Below are 16,773 nucleotides of genomic sequence, written 5' to 3'. Positions count from 1 at the left end.
GTCTGCTTTTGAATATTGAACAACTGCGCGCCGACACCCCCGCCGTCGCGCAACTGATCCACTTCAACAATGCCGGCGCGGCGCTGATGCCCGCGCCGGTGATCGAGACCATGACCCGTCATATTCAGCTTGAAGCGACTCTGGGCGGCTACGAAGCCGCCGGGCAACAATCGGCCGAAGTGGAAAATGTCTACGCCGCCATCGGGCAATTGATCAACGCTCAGCCTGACGAAATTGCGGTGATCGAAAACGCGACCCGCGCCTGGGACATGGCGTTCTACTCCTTGCCATTGCAACCCGGCGATGTGGTGCTGACGTCGACCACCGAATACGCCGGCAACTACATTCCTTATCTGCAAATGAAGCAGCGGCGTGGTATCGAGATTCAGGTCATTCCTAACGATGAACACGGCCAGGTTTGCTTGTCGGCACTAACGGCCATGCTCGACGATGCTCGGGTTGCGCTGATTTCCCTGCCGGTGATCGCCACCAATGGCGGCCCGGTGCAACCCATCGAGCAGATCGGCGCCCTCGCCCGTTCGGCTGGCGTGCTGTTTCTGCTCGATGCCTGTCAGGGGGTCGGGCAGATGCCGATCGACGTGCAGAAAATCGGCTGCCACATGCTCGCGGCAACCAGTCGCAAATACCTGCGCGGGCCGCGTGGGATGGGCTTCTTGTATGTCGAAAGATCCCTTTGTCAGAACCTCGAACCGGCATTTCTCGACTTGCATGCTGCCGCGTTGCAGAGCGCCGACACATTCACCATCCGCGCCGACGCCCGACGCTTCGAGAACTGGGAATGCAACGTCGCCGCCAAACTCGGTCTCGGTGCGGCAGTGGAATACGCGCTGGCGCAAGGCATCGAACCGATGTGGCTGCGAATTCAGCAACTGGCAGATTACCTGCGCCGACAACTGGCAGATATTCCTGGTATCACGCCGCGAGACCTCGGAGTGCAGAAGTCCGGCATCGTCACGTTTACTCATCGCGACAGCAGCGCCGCGCACGTTCAGCAGTGGCTGGCCGGCCAGGAAAAGCGCATCAACGTCAGCACATCGACCTTGCACTCGACTTTGCTCGACATGCAGCACAGGGACTTGCCGGAAGTCAGCCGTGCCTCGGTGCATGCGTACAACACCGAGGCGGAAATCGACACGATGATTGCTGCGCTGAGCCGTCTGCCGAGAGTCTGAAGCGGAAAACAATCGGCGCTTGCGTCGCAGCGGCTTTGTAAACTAGCATTGGGAATACTTCTCAATTGCATGAAAATCTGCAGCCATGAGCGAAACCCTTCCCGCGAATAATGCCAATCACCTGCGCGCGATCGAAGCCCTGTACAGCGGCCATCATGGCTGGCTGTACGCGACGCTGAGAAAAAAACTGGGAAACGCCATGGATGCGGCGGATCTGGCGCAGGACACCTTCACCCGTATCCTCGCCTCGCAAGTCACCGTCATTGAGCAGCCGCGCGCGTATCTGAGCTGCGTGGCCAAAGGCATTCTGGTCAACTGGTATCAACGCAAGGCGCTGGAACGGGCCTACCTGGACGCCCTCGCCCATGTGCCGGCGCCGGAAGTGCCTTCGCCGGAATTGCGTTTCATGGTGCTGGAAACCCTGCACGAAATCGACGCAATGCTCGATGCCCTGCCGCCGTTGGTCAAACGCGCCTTTCTGTTGTCGCAGATCAGCGGGCTGAAATACGACGACATTGCCGAGCAGCTGGGCGTGTCGCTGATCACCGTCAAACGCTACATGAAGCAAGCCTTCGTGCAGTGCCTGTTGCTGGTGGAGTGAATGCTCAGCCGCCGCCATGAGCCGCACCTCGATCACCAGGCCCTGGAAGAAGCCGCCGACTGGTTGATCCGCATGAGTGAAGGCGAACTCAGCGACAGCGAGCGCGGCGAATGGGAATACTGGAAAGCCAGCACCCCCGAGCGCGGTCGTGCCTGGGCGCGGGCGCAGTTGTTGCAGAGCAAACTCGGCGGCCTGCCACCATCCTTGGCGATGTCCGCACTCGATCGCCCGAGCAGCCCGGAGCGCCGTGCGGCGTTGGGCAAACTGGCGATGATTCTGGCCATCCTGCCGGCCGGTTGGGGCAGCTGGAAGCTGGCAGAGTCGCAGCAATGGTCAGCCGACTATCGCACTGCCGTTGGCCAGCAACGCGAGCTGACCCTGGCCGACGGCTCGAAAATCACCCTGAACACCGACACCGCCATCGACGTGCTGTTCGACGCCAATCAACGCCTCATTCACCTGCGCGAAGGCGAAATACTGGTGCAGACCGCGCCGGACATTTCGCCGCTGGCGCGACCGTTTCTGGTCAGCACCCGTCAAGGTCGGATGCAGGCGCTGGGCACGCGTTTCACCGTGCGCGAACTGCAACCGCGCACCCACCTCGCCGTGCTGGAAGGCGCGGTCAAAGTCGAGCTCGCGGACAATCGCCAGACCACGCCGCTGATCGTCAACGCCGGTCAACGCACCGACTTCTCGTCCCACACCTTTGGCCAGCTCAGCGTTGCCGACCGCTACGTCGGCGCCTGGAGCCAAGGCATGCTGATGGCTGACAAGATGCGTCTGGCCGATTTCGTCAACGAGCTGACGCGCTATCGCCGTGGCTTCGTGCGCCTCGATCCGGCAATCGCCGATCTGCGCATTTCCGGCGCCTACCCGATCAGCGACAGCCAGCGCACCTTGAACATGCTGGCGCAAACCTACCCGATCCTCGTCAGCGGCCATTTGAATGGCTACTGGGTCATGCTCTCCCCGGCCTGAGTGAAAAAATAATTGCCGTAGCGGTGATACTTTTTTCGATCTCGACTGGCTATTGGGGAGAAGCACCTTTTCGTCCTGTTCATAGGCTCATTCATCCATGCTTGCCGCACGCCACCTGCGCCCGGAACGTCAGCTCAAACCCGTTGTTCGCAGTGCGTTGCTAAGCCTTGTCCTGATCGGTGCCGTTTGCCCGTTTGCCTTGGCCGCCGTGCCGGTGCAACTGGACGCTGTCGCGGTTCGTGCCTACAACATTCCCGCCGGGCCGCTGGGTGCGACCCTGTCGAGCTTCGCCGTGGACGCCAACATTGCCCTGTCGTTCGAGCCCTCGCTGGCCGAAGGTCTGACCAGCCCTGCGCTGATCGGTAATTACTCGACTCAGGAGGCGGTCAATCGCTTGCTGGCTGGCAGTGGCCTGGACATGGTCTTGCGCAGTGACGGCAGCTACACGCTGGTGCCGCGCCGGGTGACACTGGACGAAACATCGATCATCGGCACCGAAAAGCGCGCCGATTCCCTGCCAGAAGTGTATGTAGGTGGCCAGGTGGCCAACGGCGGGCGCCTGGGCATTCTTGGCAATACGGATGTCATGGACGCCCCCTTCAGTATCAGCACCTACACCTCGTCGCTGATCAAGGATCAGCAGGCCGTCACCGTCGGCGATGTGCTGGAACGTGATTCTTCGGTGCGTTCCACTGGCCAGACCGGAGGGATTGTCGACTCGTTCTTCATCCGTGGCTTTCCCGTCGGCGAAGGCAACCTCGGTGAACTGGCCTTCGACGGCGTTTACGGTGTGGCGCCCAATTACCGCGTGTTCACCGAATACGCCGAGCGCATCGAACTGGTCAAAGGTCCCGGCGCCCTGCTCTACGGCATGTCCCCCAACAACGCGGTGGGTGGCGTGATCAACGTGGTGCCGAAACGCTCCCTCGATGAAGACCTGACCCGTTTCACCGCCAGTTACGCCATGGATGCTCAGGCCGGAGGCCATCTCGATGTCAGTCGCCGCTTCGGTGAAGAGCGTCGTTTTGGCGTGCGCTTCAACGGCAGTACGCAACTGGGCAACACGGCGATCGACGATCAATCGCGCCACGTCGACATCGGCGCGATTTCCCTCGACTATCAGGGCGAACGCCTGCGCACAACCTTCGACTGGCTCAACCAGAAAGAAAGCTTCGACGCCGCTTCGCGACCGTTCCTGATTGCTCCGGGCGTGGACATTCCTTCCGCCGCCAACGGCCGCAGCAACGTCAGTCAGGATTGGGGCTGGTCGAAAACCCGTGACAAATCGGCGCTGCTCAGCGGCGAATATGACCTCAGCGATGCATTGACGGTGTTCGCCCATGCCGGCGGCGGTAAATCGGATGTGGCGCGAATGTCCGATCAGACGCCGACCATTATCAATGCCGCAGGCGACACCTCATCGATCCCCGGTTACTACAAGTTCGAAGTCGAGCGTTACACCGTTGATACCGGTGCGCGGCTGCGCTTCGATACCGGGCCGATCAGTCACCGCACCACTGTGCAGGTCAGTCGCTATCGCGATGTGTTGTCGCGCGGGATCATTTCCGGCGCACCGATTCTGTCGAACATTTATCACCCGGTGGATCGCCCGCAACCTTACATTCCCAAGCCGGATACGCCGAAGGTCTCGCAGAGCGAACTGACTGGCGTGGCGCTTGCCGACACGCTGTCGATTCTCGATGACCGCGCACAGGTAACCCTGGGCTTGCGTAAACAGAACATCAAATCCGACAACTACAACGCCGCCGGCGTGGTGACCACGTCCTACGACGACGGCCGGACGACCCCGTTGTTCGGCGCGGTGATCAAGCCTTGGGACCACGTTTCGTTCTACTACAACTACCTCGAAGGGCTGAGCAAGGGCGACATCGCGCCTTCCACCGCGTCCAACGCTGGCGAGATCTTTGCCCCTTATGTTTCCCGCCAGCACGAACTCGGGGTCAAAGCCGACTACGGCACGTTCACCTCCACCATCAGCCTGTTTCAGATCACCAAACCCAGCGGCGAACTGGCCTCCGGGGTGTTCTCGGTACAAGGCGAACAACGCAATCGCGGGCTGGAGCTGAACGTGTTCGGCGAAGTCACGCCGGGCACTCGCCTGCTCGGCGGCGTGACCCTGCTCAATGCCGAACTGACGAAAACCGGCGTGGCCGCCAACCGCGGCAACAAACCGGTCGGCGTGCCCGAGGTTCAGGCCAACCTCTGGGCCGAATGGGACACCTCTTGGGTCGAGGGGCTGACACTGACCGGAGGCGCGATCCACACCGGCAGCCAGTACGTGAACCAGGCCAACACACAAAAACTCGATGACTGGACCCGCTTCGATGTCGGCGCCCGCTACAGCACGCGCATCGATGATCGACCGACCACGTTTCGCGCCACCGTGCAGAACGTGTTCGATCACGAGTACTGGTCGGGCGTCGCTTCCTACGGCGCGTTCTCCCAAGGCTCACCGCGCACCTTATTACTGTCGGCGACTGTCGATTTCTGAAACGTTCAGCCGGCCAGCGGTGTGAGCCGTTGGCCGAACTGACCTTTGCAAAGGCTTTGACCATGGTGATTTTCGATCGACGCAGCCTCGCGATGGCTGCGCTGTTACTGGCAGGACTGCTGAGCCTGTCTGCGCTGGCGCCGCGCAATGCAAACGCCAGCGAAGCGGATACGGCGCGCACCGAAGTGACCGATCTGCTCGGGCGCAAGGTCAAGGTGCATCTGCCGGTCAGACGGGTCATCCTCGGTGAAGGCCGGCAGTTGTATCTGCTCGCCGCGCTGGACACACAGAATCCGATCGAACGCATCGTCGGCTGGCGCAAGGACCTGATCCAGTCCGACCCGGACACCTACAATGCCTACCTGCGCAAATTCCCCGGCATTGCCAAGATCCCCACCTTCGGCGGCTTTGAAGACGGCACCTTTGATATCGAACAAGCGATCTCGCAGCGCCCGGATGTGATCATCCTCAATATCGAAGCGCAGCACGCCACCGAAGATGCGCGCTACATCGAGAAGCTCGACGCGTTGGGCATCCCGGTGGTGTACGTCGATTTTCGCAACAACCCGATGCAGAACACCGAGCCGACCATGCGCCTGTTCGGCAAACTGTTCGGTAAAGAGCAACGCGCCGAAGCCTTCATTGATTTTCGCAACCAGCAGATTCACCGCGTCACCGACGTCATCGAGAAACAGCAGCCACCGCGTCCAAGCGTGTTCATCGAGCGCATCGGCGGCTACACCGACGATTGCTGCCTGAGTTTCGGCAACGAGAATTTTGGCCTGTTTGTCGACATGGCCGGCGGCAACAACATCGCCCGGGGGATCATCCCGACCACGTTCGGCCAGTTGAATCCCGAGCAGGTCATCGTCGCCAATCCGGCGCACGTGGTGGTCACCACGGCCAACTGGGAAGCCTTTGCACCCGGCGGCCATTGGGTCGGTGTCGGGCCAGGCGCCGACATGAACCAGGCGCGAAAAAAACTCGCGTGGTATACGCAGCGTCCGGCCTACGCCGGGATCAAGGCTCAGGAGACACAAGCCCTCCACGCCATCTGGCATCAGTTCTACAACAGCCCCTACCAGTTCGTGGCCATTCAGCAATTGGCCAAATGGTTTCACCCGGAGCTGTTCGCCGATCTCGACCCGGACGCCTCCTTCCGCGAACTGCACGAGCGTTTTCTGCCCGTGCCGTATGAGTCGGGCTACTTCGTCAGCCTGCGCAATACTGAGGTCAAACCATGAGTTCGTTGACCGACACCGTCGAGGTGCAGCGCGAAACCTACCGGCGACTTGTGCTGCGTAAACGCCTGATCCTCGCCGGGCTGGTGGTTCTGTTGCTGTGCAGTGTGCTGCTCGATCTGGCACTGGGCCCGGCGAGTTACAGTTTCAGCGAAGTGCTCGGCGCCCTGTTTTCGCCGGACAGTGCTTCGCCACAAGTGCGCGTGGTGATGTGGGACATTCGTTTGCCGGTGGCGCTGATGGCAGTGGCGGTCGGCGCGGCGCTGTCGCTGGCCGGCGCGCAGATGCAGACCATCCTCAACAACCCGCTGGCCAGTCCGTTCACCTTGGGCATTTCCGCCGCCGCCAGTTTCGGCGCGGCGCTGGGCCTGGCCTTCGGTGTGGCGTTGTTCCCGCTGGCCGCGCAATTCATGGTGCCGCTCAACGCCTTCATCATGGCCATGCTCTCGGCGCTGTTGATTCACTTCCTGAGCATGCGCCGTGGCGTCACTGCCGAAACCATCGTGCTGCTCGGCATCGCGCTGGTGTTCACTTTCAATGCGCTGCTGGCGCTGGTGCAGTTCTTCGCCACCGAGCAAGCCGTCGCCGCCGTGGTGTTCTGGACCATGGGCAGTCTGACCAAAGCCACTTGGCCGAAACTCGGGGTGATCTGTCTGGTGATCCTGATCACCCTGCCGATTTTCGCCAAACGCGCCTGGGCCTTGACCGCCCTGCGTCTGGGCGACGACAAGGCTGCCAGTTTCGGCATCAACGTGCGCAGCTTGCGCTTTCAGACGCTGATCATGGTCAGCCTGCTCGCCTCGTTCCCCGTGGCCTTCGTCGGCACCATCGGCTTTATCGGACTGGTCGGCCCGCACATCGCGCGCATGCTGATCGGTGAAGATCAGCGCTTCTTTTTGCCGGCCTCCTTGCTCACCGGTTCGTTGATTCTCTCGGCCAGTTCGGTGGTCAGCAAAACCCTGATCCCCGGCGCGATTTTCCCCATCGGCGTGGTCACCTCGCTGATCGGCGTGCCGTTCTTCATTTCACTGATTCTCGGCGGGAAGAAAAACTCATGGTGACGCTGCAACTGGACAATCTCGGCGCCCGCTACGGCCAGCGCGAGATCATTCGTGGTGTCTCGACGGCAACGTTTTCTGGCGGTCAGGTGGTTGCCGTGGTCGGGCCCAATGCGGCCGGCAAATCGACGTTGTTCAAACGCATGGCCGGACTGATCGAAGGCCCCGGGCAGGTGATTTTGCAGGACTCGAAAAAAGGCCCGACCGGTATCAGCTACATGCCGCAAGGCCTGAATGCCAGTGCGCGTTTGACGGTGTACGAATCCGTGCTGCTGGCGCGTAAGCAACTGACCCCGGGCTGGGTGGTCCACGATGATGAGCTGAAACTGGTCGACGAAATTCTCGCCGCGCTGGGCATCACCGGGCTGTCGTTCCGAAACCTTGGTGAACTCAGCGGCGGTCAGCAGCAGTTGGTCTCCATCGCCCAGACGCTGGTGCGCGAACCGGAAATCCTGCTGATGGACGAACCGACCAGCGCCCTCGACATGCATCGACAAGTGCAAGTGCTGAACTTCATGCGCAGCCTCGCGCGCAAACGCGAGGTGATTGTGTTCATTGCCATCCATGATCTGAATCAGGCGTTGCGCTTCGCCGATCAGGTGCTGGTGATTGCTGATGGCACCAGTCAGGGCAGCGGCCCGAGCAGTGAAGTGATCACCGAACAGATGCTGCGCGATGTCTACAAGGTCGAGGCGCGGATCGAGCAGTGCAGCCGTGGGGTAAACCACATTCTGATCGACGACATCGTATGAATTGCAATCGCTGCTGGCAACGGTGCAGCGCGGTGTTGTAACGTTGTGCCCGCCTCGTGCCAAGCGCCAATCAGCGCCGATCTTTGCCGTAGAGCATTGCTCGTCGAGAAGTGGCAAAACACCGTCGTCACTGGACTGGCCGTCAATAATTTCAGGAAGAAAAAGGCATGAAAATCACAGCCATTTCACCGTTGAACAGCGCAACACCGCAGTCTATTGTCGACCTGATATCGACCCTTCGTTCAGACCTCGTTGTACTGCCAGGCTTCGCAGAAAACATTCCTGCTGCAGCGGCCATTCAGAAAGTACTCCACCCCGGCACCAAGGTTTTCCTGGAGTCGGGAAAGAAGCAATCAGTCACTCCCTGGCTCGTTTCCCCGACGGAAATCATCGGGATGCCAAAGCAGATTTTTGCTCAAGCCCCAAACGCTGAAAACTTGCGACAACTGGAATCGAGTTTTCAGGGCCGGACGTTCAAGATCCGCCATCGTGAGGTCTCATTCATACTCTGCGGTGAAATCAACGCCTTCAACACCGATGGTTTGGCGAAAGCTGAAATCCAACTGCCTTTTGACGTTCTGGTGAATCCGGCCCACTCACTGATGGGCCGTTGGCATATTCTCGGTGCCAAGCTCCGTGCTCTGTCTGTCGGTCGCACAGTCGTACACGTCGCGAATAACGCCAAAGGGAGTCGTTCGCCCACTACAGATGTTCGTATCTACCACGACGGAGCACCCGTGGGAGTAAAGGAGCGCAACGACAGTGCGGCGTGGTGCACGTTTCAACTAAGCGCCTGAAAGACGCCTTGCGACCACCTGCATTCGCGGTGCAACCGGGCTAATACTTCGTCATCAGCGCTCCGATAGACCCGAGTCGGAATCATGGATCGACTTGTGCCATCAGCTCTGGCACCGATTCCGGGCGCTTGGCGTAGCGCTGAGCGAGCACCGCACAGACCATCAACTGGATCTGATGGAACAGCATCAACGGCAGGATCAGCACGCCAATCGTGCTGCCGGCAAACAACACCTGCGCCATTGGCACGCCGGTGGCCAGACTCTTTTTCGAGCCGCAGAACAGAATGGTGATGCGGTCTTCCTGGCTGAAGCCAAAGGCCTTGCCGAGCAACGTCGACGCCAGCAGCACCAGCGCCAGCAGAATGCAGCAGACCACCACCAGCCCCAGCAGCTCGATGAGCGGAATCTGATGCCAGATACCTTCGTTGACCGCCTCGCTGAATGCGCCGTAGACCACCAGCAAAATCGACCCCTGATCAACGAACTTCAGCCAGTTCTTGTTGCGCCCGACCCACGCGCCGATCCAGCGCCGAGCGATCTGCCCGGCAATGAATGGCAGGAGCAATTGCACGCTGATTTTCAGGATCGCATCCAGCGTCGAACCACCATCACCGTGGACGTTGAGCAGCAGCGTCACCAACAGCGGCGTGAGGAAAATCCCGAACAGACTTGATGCCGCCGCGCTGCAGATCGCCGCCGGGATATTGCCGCGCGCCAGCGAGGTGAAAGCAATGGCCGACTGCACCGTGGCCGGCAGTGCACACAGGTAAAGCATGCCCATGTACAGCTTGTCGCCGATCAGCGGTGACAGCAGCGGTTTCAGCGCCAGGCCAAGTAACGGGAAAAGGACAAACGTCAGGCCGAACACCAGCAGATGCAGGCGCCAGTGGCCGGCGCCGGCGATGATCGATTCGCGGGACAGTTTGGCGCCATGCAGGAAAAACAGCAGCGCGATGGCGATGTTGGTCAGCCAGCCGAAGCCGACGGCGACCTGGCCGCTGGCCGGCAGGAAACTGGCCAGCAGCACGACGCCGATCAGCGTCAGGGTGAAGTTGTCGGGCAAAAAACGGGGGCGAGTCATGGTCGGTTCATCCGGGGGTTGCCAGTGCGTGCCGACGACTCTAACGTGACTGCCAATTACCGACTAACGCCGAAGGGCCACAAGATGCCGCCTAAAGGACATGACAAAAGCGTGCGACGCAGCATTCCCGGGCTGCCCAGCCTGCCGCGTCCACTATACGGGCGCACCGAATCGCTGCCCAATCGCGCCCTGACCCGGCGCCATAGTCACCCGTGGGTGCAGTTGTCCTACGCGATTCAGGGTGTGCTGGAAATCCAGACCAGCGTCGGCCGTTTCGTCGCCCCGCCGGAGCGCGCCGTGTGGATCCCGGCGGGCGTACCGCATCGGGTATTCAGTTCGCCGCACACGGAAATGCGCAGCCTGTACATCGATTGCAGCGTCGCCGGATGGGCGCTCGAGCGTTGTCATGTGCTCGGCGTCAGCGATCTGCTCAGGGAGCTGATCCGCGCGTTCAGCCAGGTTCCGGTGGAATACGACCAGAGCGGCCCGCATGGCCGCCTCGCCCAGGTTATCCTCGATCAACTGGCCGAAGCGCCGCAGATCGACTTGATGCTGCCGCTGCCGCAAGACGCGCGCTTAAAGCAGATCTACCAGAGCCTGGAACAACATCCGGAACAGCAAACCACGCTGAGCCACTGGAGCGAGAAGTTCGGCGTCACCGAAAAGACCCTCACCCGCCTGTTTCTGCGCGACACCGGCCTGACCTTCCGCGCCTGGCGCCAGCGCTTGCGCCTGCTCGGTGCGCTGACACCGCTGGAGAAAGGCGAACGCGTCACCGACGTCGCGCTGGCCTGTGGTTACGACTCGACGTCGGCGTTTATCGCGGCGTTTCGTCAGCAGTTTGGTGAAACGCCGGGAGAGTTTTTTCGTTGAATGGCAAAAGACTTCTGTAAATAAATGAACGCCTTACGCTTTTGCAATTGAAAAATAAAACCCGACTACCACATTGTTTAAAAGTTGCCAACTGACAGATCTGTCAGTTGTTCTATCTGCAGGCAACACGTAGCGTCCTGATTAACTGAAGAGCCTGCAAGGCTCTGTTCAACGGTGAGATCAACTACTCTCAATCAGGAGTTCATGTCATGAGTGACCAAAAATTCTACACTCAACTCGACCTCGACAAATCCCTGCAACCGCTACCTTGTACAAAATATGCCACCACCACAGACAACAATCATTTCCAGGCGACCATTACCCCGCCATTTGGTACCTTCGGTGACTTCAAAGCCACCCAACATACCTATCGCTCTTTCACGCCGGACACCATCAGCATCATCGGGCGCAGAACGAATGGAGCAACCTTGGATCAGCTCCATATTTTTATTCCCGCCACGTTGAAAAACGGTAAATACCGTATCGAGGATTCTTCGGGAATTTCGGTAGGTTTTGTTACAGGTGGTTTTTTATATGAAGGCGTTAAAGGCAAACTATCTATCGAGCAAAATGGCGATAAGACATTCGTTGAGGCAAATTTCGATTATGAAATTTTACACTTGGGCAACAAACACATAGTTAACGGTAAACTTGCCCTCCAAGCCACCGAGTTCCTATAACCCTTTTACTGGGCTTCTTCATTTATCCGCCAATGCTTCCAGCAAATCGGCTGAAGGAACGAAATACAGGCTGCCAGTGACGGCCGTGCTGAAATCCAACAACTTGTCGTAATTACCCGGCGGCTTGCCGACAAACATGTTTTCCAGCATCTGCTCCATCGGCTCCGGCGAGCGCGCGTAGCCGATGAAGAAGGTGCCGAACTCCCCGGCTCCCGGCCGGCCGAACGGCATGTTGTCACGGAGGATTTTCACTTCCTCGCCGGCAGCGTTGGTGATGGTGGTCAGCGCACTGTGTGAATTGCTCGGTTTGACCGTGTCATCCAGTTCGATATCGGACAGCTTGGTGCGACCAATGACGCGCTCCTGAGCTTCAACGCTCAGGCCGTTCCACGCGGTCATGTTGTGCAGGTATTTCTGCACCAACACGTAACTGCCGCCGCTGAAACCCGGATCTTCGTCACCGACGATGGTGAAGTTGAGCGCTTTGCGCCCGACCGGGTTTTCCGTGCCGTCGACAAAACCGATGATGCTGCGCATGTCGAAATAGCGGAAACCCTGCACTTCGTCGACCACCGTCACCGCATCGCCGAGAACCGCCATGATTTGCGTGGCCAGTTCAAAACACAGGTCCATTTGATCGGCGCGAATGTGCAGCAAGAGGTCACCCGGGGTTGCCGGAGCGTGCCGCCCTTCCCCGCCAAACTCGCGAAAACCATGCAGCGCCGCTGGCCGTGGATGGCCGAACAGGCGATCCCAGGCGTTCGAGGAAAAGCCACAGATGCAGGTCAGATTGCCGGTCGGGACACGCTTGCCAACCGAGCGCACCAGCCCGGCGACATCGCCGCACCAGTCTTTCACGGTTTGCGCGGCTTCCGGCCCCGCATTCAGCGTCGCAACGATGAAAATCGCGCTGCTGGTGATCGGACTGCACACCGCTTGAGGTTCGAGAATGTCGGTATTCATCGTTGAAAACATTGCTCCGTAAAAAGTGCCCGAGCTGTCAACGAGGGCGGATAGTTCGTTTTTATCGAACTGTTGCGCAGAAATAAACGATTTTTCTTTGCTGCAAAGTCGTCGCTAGCATGGCCCCGTCTGACCCCAATCCAAGAATAGACAGGGAGCGTGACATGCCAGCCACAAACATCAATATCGGCGAACCGTGGATGTGGGGCGCCTTCGTCGTCTTCGTGCTTGCCATGCTGGCATTGGACCTGTTCGTCTTCGGTGGACGCAAGGCGCATCGGGTGTCAGTGCGCGAAGCCTTGTCCTGGGTCATCGCCTGGTGCTTGCTGGCACTGAGTTTCGCCGCCCTGCTCTGGTGGTATCTGCACGGTGCGTTCGGTGCCGAGATCGCCCGGGAAAAAACCCTCGAATTCCTCACCGGTTATCTGATCGAGCAATCGCTGTCGATCGACAACATGTTCGTCTTCGTGATGATCTTCAGCTACTTCGCCGTACCGCCCGAATTGCAGCGGCGAGTGCTGCTGTACGGCGTGCTCGGGGCGATCGTAATGCGCGCGGTGATGATTTTTGCCGGGGTGTGGCTGGTGTCGCAGTTTGAATGGCTGCTGTATGCGTTCGGCGTGTTCCTGATCTTCACCGGGATCAAGATGCTGGTGTTTGCCGACCACCAGCCGGACCTGGACAAGAATCCGTTGCTGCGCTGGGTGCGCGGGCATATGCGCATCACCAGTAGCTTTCATGGCGAACGCTTTTTCGTCCTGCAAAACGGCGTGCGCTGGGCCACGCCGATGTTTCTGGTGCTGGTGCTGATCGAGGCCAGTGACTTGATGTTCGCGGTGGACAGTATTCCGGCGATCTTCGCCGTGACCACTGACCCGTTCATCGTCTTCACGTCGAATATCTTCGCGATCATGGGATTGCGCGCGTTGTATTTTCTGCTGGCGGACATGGCTGACCGCTTTCATCTGCTCAAGTATGGGCTGGCGATTGTGCTGGTGTTTATCGGCGGCAAGATGGTGTTGATGCCGTGGTTGCACATGCCGGTGGAGTGGTCGTTGGCGGTGGTGGGTGGGGTGATTCTGGGGTCGGTGCTGCTGAGTCTGGTGATGACCAGAGAAAGCGAACGCAGCACTGAATGACACACCACAAAACCTTGTAGGAGTGAGCCTGCTCGCGATAGCGGTCTGTCAAACGACGCGATGTTGACTGATCTGGCGCTATCGCGAGCAGGCTCACTCCTACAGGGGGAGCGGTGTTATTTGTCAGATTTGATACTGGTCCATACGCGAGTACGCACGCGCTCAAGCTTCTGCGGCAACGGCTGCACGACGTAGAGGTTTTTCAGCGCTTCCGGGGTCGGCGTCAGGTTCGGGTTGTCGGTGATTTCCTTGTTGATCAGCGGCATCGAATCCTTGTTCGCATTCGGGTAGCCGAGGAAGTCGCTGATCGGCGCGATCACCTTCGGGTCGAGCAGGTTGTTGAGGAATTCATGCGCCTCGGTGACGTTCTTCGCGCTTTTCGGAATGGCGAAGGTGTCGAACCAGATCGGCGCGCCTTCCTTCGGCAAGCGCCAGTCGACCACCACGCCGTTTTTCGCCTCTTTGGCGCGGTTGCCGAACTGGTAGAAACTGCCGGAGTAACCGATGGCCACGCAGATGTCACCGTTGGCGATGTCGGTCATGTATTTGGCCGAATTGAAGTAGGTCACGTACGGACGAACCTTGAGCATCAGCTCCTTGGCTTTTTCATAGTCGGCGGGGTTCTGGCTGTTCGGGTCGAGGCCCAGGTAATGCAGGGCCAACGGCAGGATTTCCGTCGGCGAATCGAGCATCGCCACGCCGCAGGATTTGAGCTTTTCCATGTTCTCCGGTTTGAACACCAGATCCCAGCTGTCCACCGGCGCGTTGTCGCCCAGTGCAGCCTTGACCTTGGCCGGGTTGAAGCCGATCAGCACAGTGCCGACCATGTAAGGCACGCCGTACTGGTTGCCCGGATCGTTCTTGCCCAGCAGTTTCAACAGTTCCGGGTCCTGGTGGCTCCAGTTCGGCAGTTTCGATTTATCCAGCTTCTGAAACACGCCAGCCTTGATCTGCGTTTCGAGGAACTGGTTCGACGGCACCACCAGGTCGTAACCGGAGTTGCCGGTCAGGAGCTTGGCTTCCAGGGATTCATTGGTATCGAAGGTATCCCAGGTCACTTTGATGCCGCTTTTTGCGGCGAAATCCTTGGGCACGGACGGCAGGATGTAGTCCGCCCAGTTGTACACGCGCAGTTCGCGTTGCTCAGCCTGGACCGCGCCGGCCAACAGCGACAGCCCACACACAGTGGCACCCAGAATGCGTTTCATCGTGACCATGGTTGTTCCCCAAAAGGCAGCGTGAGTTCGATGGTTTTTATGTTCTGTACACGGCAGCGGCTGTAAAGGTAGCCAAGGGTAAAAAAAGGTTCAGCGTCTGGTTATGGTTTTGATTCTTGCTGACAGCGTAGCTGGAGCACAGTGGGGGATGGGCCAAAAGGGGATCGATGTGGCCAATTTGATTGACCGCCGGGATGCGGAAACGAGAATGCCCGGCGAATGGCCGGGCATTGTGCTGGAGCGGATCGACTCAGTCGGTGTAACCGAACCGGGCCGCCCTGCTCTGCTGAGTCTGGCCGCGTGTCGCCAGGCAGTAATACAACGGCACGGTGACCACCAGGCCAACCAGCCAGGACAAGTCCGCGCCCTCGACCAGATTGGCGTAAGGCCCGACATACAGGGACGTGTTGGCGAACGGCAGTTGCACGAGAATGCCGATGAAATAAGCAATGATCGCGTGCAGATTAAAGCGCCCGTAAACCCCGCCATCGGCGCGGAAGATCGAGGTGATGTCGTAGCAGCCGCGCTTGATCAGGTAAAAGTCGATCAGGTTGATCGACGCCCACGGCACCAGCACCAGCAGCAACGCCAGAATCAAACCGATGAACTCGGAAATGAAATCCGCCGACGCGCCCAGGGCGACCACGCAGCAGCCCGCCAGTACTACGCTCGACAACACTACACGCACCTTGATGCTCGGCGTCCATTGGCTGGCGAAAGTCTGTATCGAGGTGATGATCGAGAGCACCGCGCCATACAGATTCAGCGCGTTGTGGCTGATGATGTTGAGCAGAAACAGCACCATCAGAATCGGCCCGAGCCAACCGGTCGACTGCTTGACCGCGACCATCGCTTCGGTGCCTTCCGGGGTCGCCAACACAGCCACCGCACCAAAGCTGAACGACAGAATCGTCCCCAGCGTCGCGCCCAGATAGGTCGCCCAAAACGGCTTGGCAATGCCGATATCCGCCGGCAGGTAACGCGAGTAATCGGAGACGTACGGCGAGAAGCTGATCTGCCAGATAATCCCCAGCGACACCGTCGCCAGCCAGCCCGACAGGTTGAAACTGCCGCGAGTGAGAAAGTCCGCCGGCAGATCATGGGCAAAGATATAGATGAACCCGGCCAGCAACGCGCTGCCCATCACCCAGGTGCCGATGCGGTTCAGCGTGTGAATGAAGTTGTAGCCGATCACACCGATCGCCGTAGCTGCCAGTGCACCGATCAGAATGCTCAACGGCGCCGGCACCGACGGCGCAATGCCGACGATGGATTTGCCCGCCAGGACGATGTTGGAAATAAAGAAACCGATGTAGATGATTGCGGCGAAGAACACGATCAACAGCGCACCGTAACGACCGAACTGGCCGCGACTCTGGACCATCTGCGGAATGCCCATGCGCGGACCTTGAGCCGACGCCAGCGCAATCACCACGCCGCCGATCATGTGCCCCAGCGCAATCGCCAACAGCCCCCAGAGCAGATCGAGATGGAACACCTGAACCACCATGGCGCCGGTGACGATGGGCAGGGGCGCAATGTTGGTGCTGAACCAAAGGGTGAATAGGTCGCGGGCCTTCCCGTGGCGTTCCGCGAGTGGGACGTAGTCGACCGTATGGTTCTCGATCAACGGATCTTGCCGGGACATCTGGGACATATGCATGAACTCGAGTTTGTCTGTTCTTATC

General features: G+C 59.3%; 15 protein-coding genes. 11 read left to right on the top strand and 4 right to left on the bottom strand.

Annotation, left to right across the window (positions count from 1 at the left end):
- Positions 1-8: 8 nt before the first annotated feature.
- The 8 genes from VY732_RS12200 (at position 9) to VY732_RS12165 (ending at position 9,132) form a co-directional block, all read left to right on the top strand.
- Positions 9-1,193 carry an aminotransferase class V-fold PLP-dependent enzyme gene (locus tag VY732_RS12200; protein ID WP_331695528.1) on the top strand — a complete coding sequence of 395 codons (1,185 nt, stop codon included), beginning with the start codon at positions 9-11 and terminating at the stop codon, positions 1,191-1,193.
- A gap of 85 nt (positions 1,194-1,278) precedes the next feature.
- Positions 1,279-1,794 carry a sigma-70 family RNA polymerase sigma factor gene (locus VY732_RS12195; RefSeq protein WP_016987079.1) on the top strand — a complete coding sequence of 172 codons (516 nt, stop codon included), beginning with the start codon at positions 1,279-1,281 and terminating at the stop codon, positions 1,792-1,794.
- Positions 1,795-2,772, top strand: a complete 978-nt coding sequence (locus VY732_RS12190; RefSeq protein ID WP_331695527.1) for a FecR domain-containing protein — start codon at positions 1,795-1,797, stop codon at positions 2,770-2,772. It abuts the gene before it with no gap.
- 97 nt (positions 2,773-2,869) lie between these two features.
- Positions 2,870-5,284 (top strand): TonB-dependent receptor, encoded by a 2,415-nt coding sequence (locus tag VY732_RS12185; RefSeq protein WP_331695526.1) that lies wholly within the window; start codon positions 2,870-2,872, stop codon positions 5,282-5,284.
- Between the two features lie 62 nt (positions 5,285-5,346).
- Positions 5,347-6,528 (top strand): ABC transporter substrate-binding protein, encoded by a 1,182-nt coding sequence (locus tag VY732_RS12180; protein WP_331695525.1) that lies wholly within the window; start codon positions 5,347-5,349, stop codon positions 6,526-6,528.
- A complete protein-coding gene (locus VY732_RS12175; RefSeq protein WP_077573294.1) occupies positions 6,525-7,586 on the top strand; it encodes a FecCD family ABC transporter permease in 1,062 nt (353 codons plus the stop codon). Before VY732_RS12180 ends, VY732_RS12175 begins: the two co-directional genes overlap by 4 nt.
- Positions 7,580-8,335 (top strand): ABC transporter ATP-binding protein, encoded by a 756-nt coding sequence (locus VY732_RS12170; RefSeq protein WP_331695524.1) that lies wholly within the window; start codon positions 7,580-7,582, stop codon positions 8,333-8,335. The genes VY732_RS12175 and VY732_RS12170 overlap by 7 nt, the downstream gene beginning before the upstream one ends.
- 167 nt (positions 8,336-8,502) lie before the next feature.
- Positions 8,503-9,132 carry a hypothetical protein gene (locus tag VY732_RS12165; protein ID WP_116029146.1) on the top strand — a complete coding sequence of 210 codons (630 nt, stop codon included), beginning with the start codon at positions 8,503-8,505 and terminating at the stop codon, positions 9,130-9,132.
- An 82-nt stretch (positions 9,133-9,214) separates the two neighbouring features.
- On the opposite strand, the gene VY732_RS12160 is transcribed toward VY732_RS12165, so the two are convergent.
- Positions 9,215-10,213, bottom strand: coding sequence for a bile acid:sodium symporter family protein (locus VY732_RS12160; RefSeq protein ID WP_116029147.1), 999 nt, complete (start codon positions 10,211-10,213; stop codon positions 9,215-9,217).
- Positions 10,214-10,297: 84 nt separating this feature from the next.
- Between VY732_RS12160 and VY732_RS12155 the strand changes: the two genes are divergently transcribed.
- Positions 10,298-11,086, top strand: a complete 789-nt coding sequence (locus VY732_RS12155) for an AraC family transcriptional regulator (RefSeq protein ID WP_123593825.1) — start codon at positions 10,298-10,300, stop codon at positions 11,084-11,086.
- A gap of 209 nt (positions 11,087-11,295) precedes the next feature.
- Positions 11,296-11,766: a hypothetical protein gene (locus tag VY732_RS12150; RefSeq protein WP_331695523.1), complete on the top strand. Its 471-nt coding sequence runs from the start codon at positions 11,296-11,298 to the stop codon at positions 11,764-11,766.
- Between the two features lie 18 nt (positions 11,767-11,784).
- Here VY732_RS12150 and VY732_RS12145 read toward each other — a convergent pair whose 3' ends face one another.
- Positions 11,785-12,729, bottom strand: coding sequence for a Dyp-type peroxidase (locus tag VY732_RS12145; protein WP_331695522.1), 945 nt, complete (start codon positions 12,727-12,729; stop codon positions 11,785-11,787).
- Between the two features lie 164 nt (positions 12,730-12,893).
- Between VY732_RS12145 and VY732_RS12140 the strand changes: the two genes are divergently transcribed.
- Positions 12,894-13,868, top strand: a complete 975-nt coding sequence (locus tag VY732_RS12140) for a TerC family protein (RefSeq protein ID WP_331695521.1) — start codon at positions 12,894-12,896, stop codon at positions 13,866-13,868.
- A 116-nt stretch (positions 13,869-13,984) separates the two neighbouring features.
- Here the strand turns inward: VY732_RS12140 and VY732_RS12135 are convergent, their stop codons facing one another.
- Both VY732_RS12135 and VY732_RS12130 read right to left on the bottom strand, forming a co-directional pair.
- Positions 13,985-15,085 carry a polyamine ABC transporter substrate-binding protein gene (locus tag VY732_RS12135; protein WP_331695520.1) on the bottom strand — a complete coding sequence of 367 codons (1,101 nt, stop codon included), beginning with the start codon at positions 15,083-15,085 and terminating at the stop codon, positions 13,985-13,987.
- A gap of 250 nt (positions 15,086-15,335) precedes the next feature.
- Positions 15,336-16,742, bottom strand: a complete 1,407-nt coding sequence (locus VY732_RS12130) for a purine-cytosine permease family protein (RefSeq protein ID WP_331695519.1) — start codon at positions 16,740-16,742, stop codon at positions 15,336-15,338.
- Between the last annotated feature and the right edge of the window lie 31 nt (positions 16,743-16,773).

Source organism: Pseudomonas sp. ZY71, assembly GCF_036542145.1.
Taxonomy (GTDB): Bacteria; Pseudomonadota; Gammaproteobacteria; order Pseudomonadales; family Pseudomonadaceae; genus Aquipseudomonas; species Aquipseudomonas koreensis_A.
This window is presented reverse-complemented; position numbering and strand designations above follow the sequence as displayed.

Coding starts and splice junctions, on each gene's coding strand:
- VY732_RS12195 (WP_016987079.1), top strand. CDS start 1,279: ATGAGCGAAACCCTTCCCGCGAATAATGCCAATCACCTGCGCGCGATC.
- VY732_RS12190 (WP_331695527.1), top strand. CDS start 1,795: ATGCTCAGCCGCCGCCATGAGCCGCACCTCGATCACCAGGCCCTGGAA.
- VY732_RS12185 (WP_331695526.1), top strand. CDS start 2,870: ATGCTTGCCGCACGCCACCTGCGCCCGGAACGTCAGCTCAAACCCGTT.
- VY732_RS12180 (WP_331695525.1), top strand. CDS start 5,347: ATGGTGATTTTCGATCGACGCAGCCTCGCGATGGCTGCGCTGTTACTG.
- VY732_RS12175 (WP_077573294.1), top strand. CDS start 6,525: ATGAGTTCGTTGACCGACACCGTCGAGGTGCAGCGCGAAACCTACCGG.
- VY732_RS12170 (WP_331695524.1), top strand. CDS start 7,580: ATGGTGACGCTGCAACTGGACAATCTCGGCGCCCGCTACGGCCAGCGC.
- VY732_RS12165 (WP_116029146.1), top strand. CDS start 8,503: ATGAAAATCACAGCCATTTCACCGTTGAACAGCGCAACACCGCAGTCT.
- VY732_RS12160 (WP_116029147.1), bottom strand. CDS start 10,213: ATGACTCGCCCCCGTTTTTTGCCCGACAACTTCACCCTGACGCTGATC.
- VY732_RS12155 (WP_123593825.1), top strand. CDS start 10,298: ATGCCGCCTAAAGGACATGACAAAAGCGTGCGACGCAGCATTCCCGGG.
- VY732_RS12150 (WP_331695523.1), top strand. CDS start 11,296: ATGAGTGACCAAAAATTCTACACTCAACTCGACCTCGACAAATCCCTG.
- VY732_RS12145 (WP_331695522.1), bottom strand. CDS start 12,729: ATGAATACCGACATTCTCGAACCTCAAGCGGTGTGCAGTCCGATCACC.
- VY732_RS12140 (WP_331695521.1), top strand. CDS start 12,894: ATGCCAGCCACAAACATCAATATCGGCGAACCGTGGATGTGGGGCGCC.
- VY732_RS12135 (WP_331695520.1), bottom strand. CDS start 15,085: ATGGTCACGATGAAACGCATTCTGGGTGCCACTGTGTGTGGGCTGTCG.
- VY732_RS12130 (WP_331695519.1), bottom strand. CDS start 16,742: ATGTCCCAGATGTCCCGGCAAGATCCGTTGATCGAGAACCATACGGTC.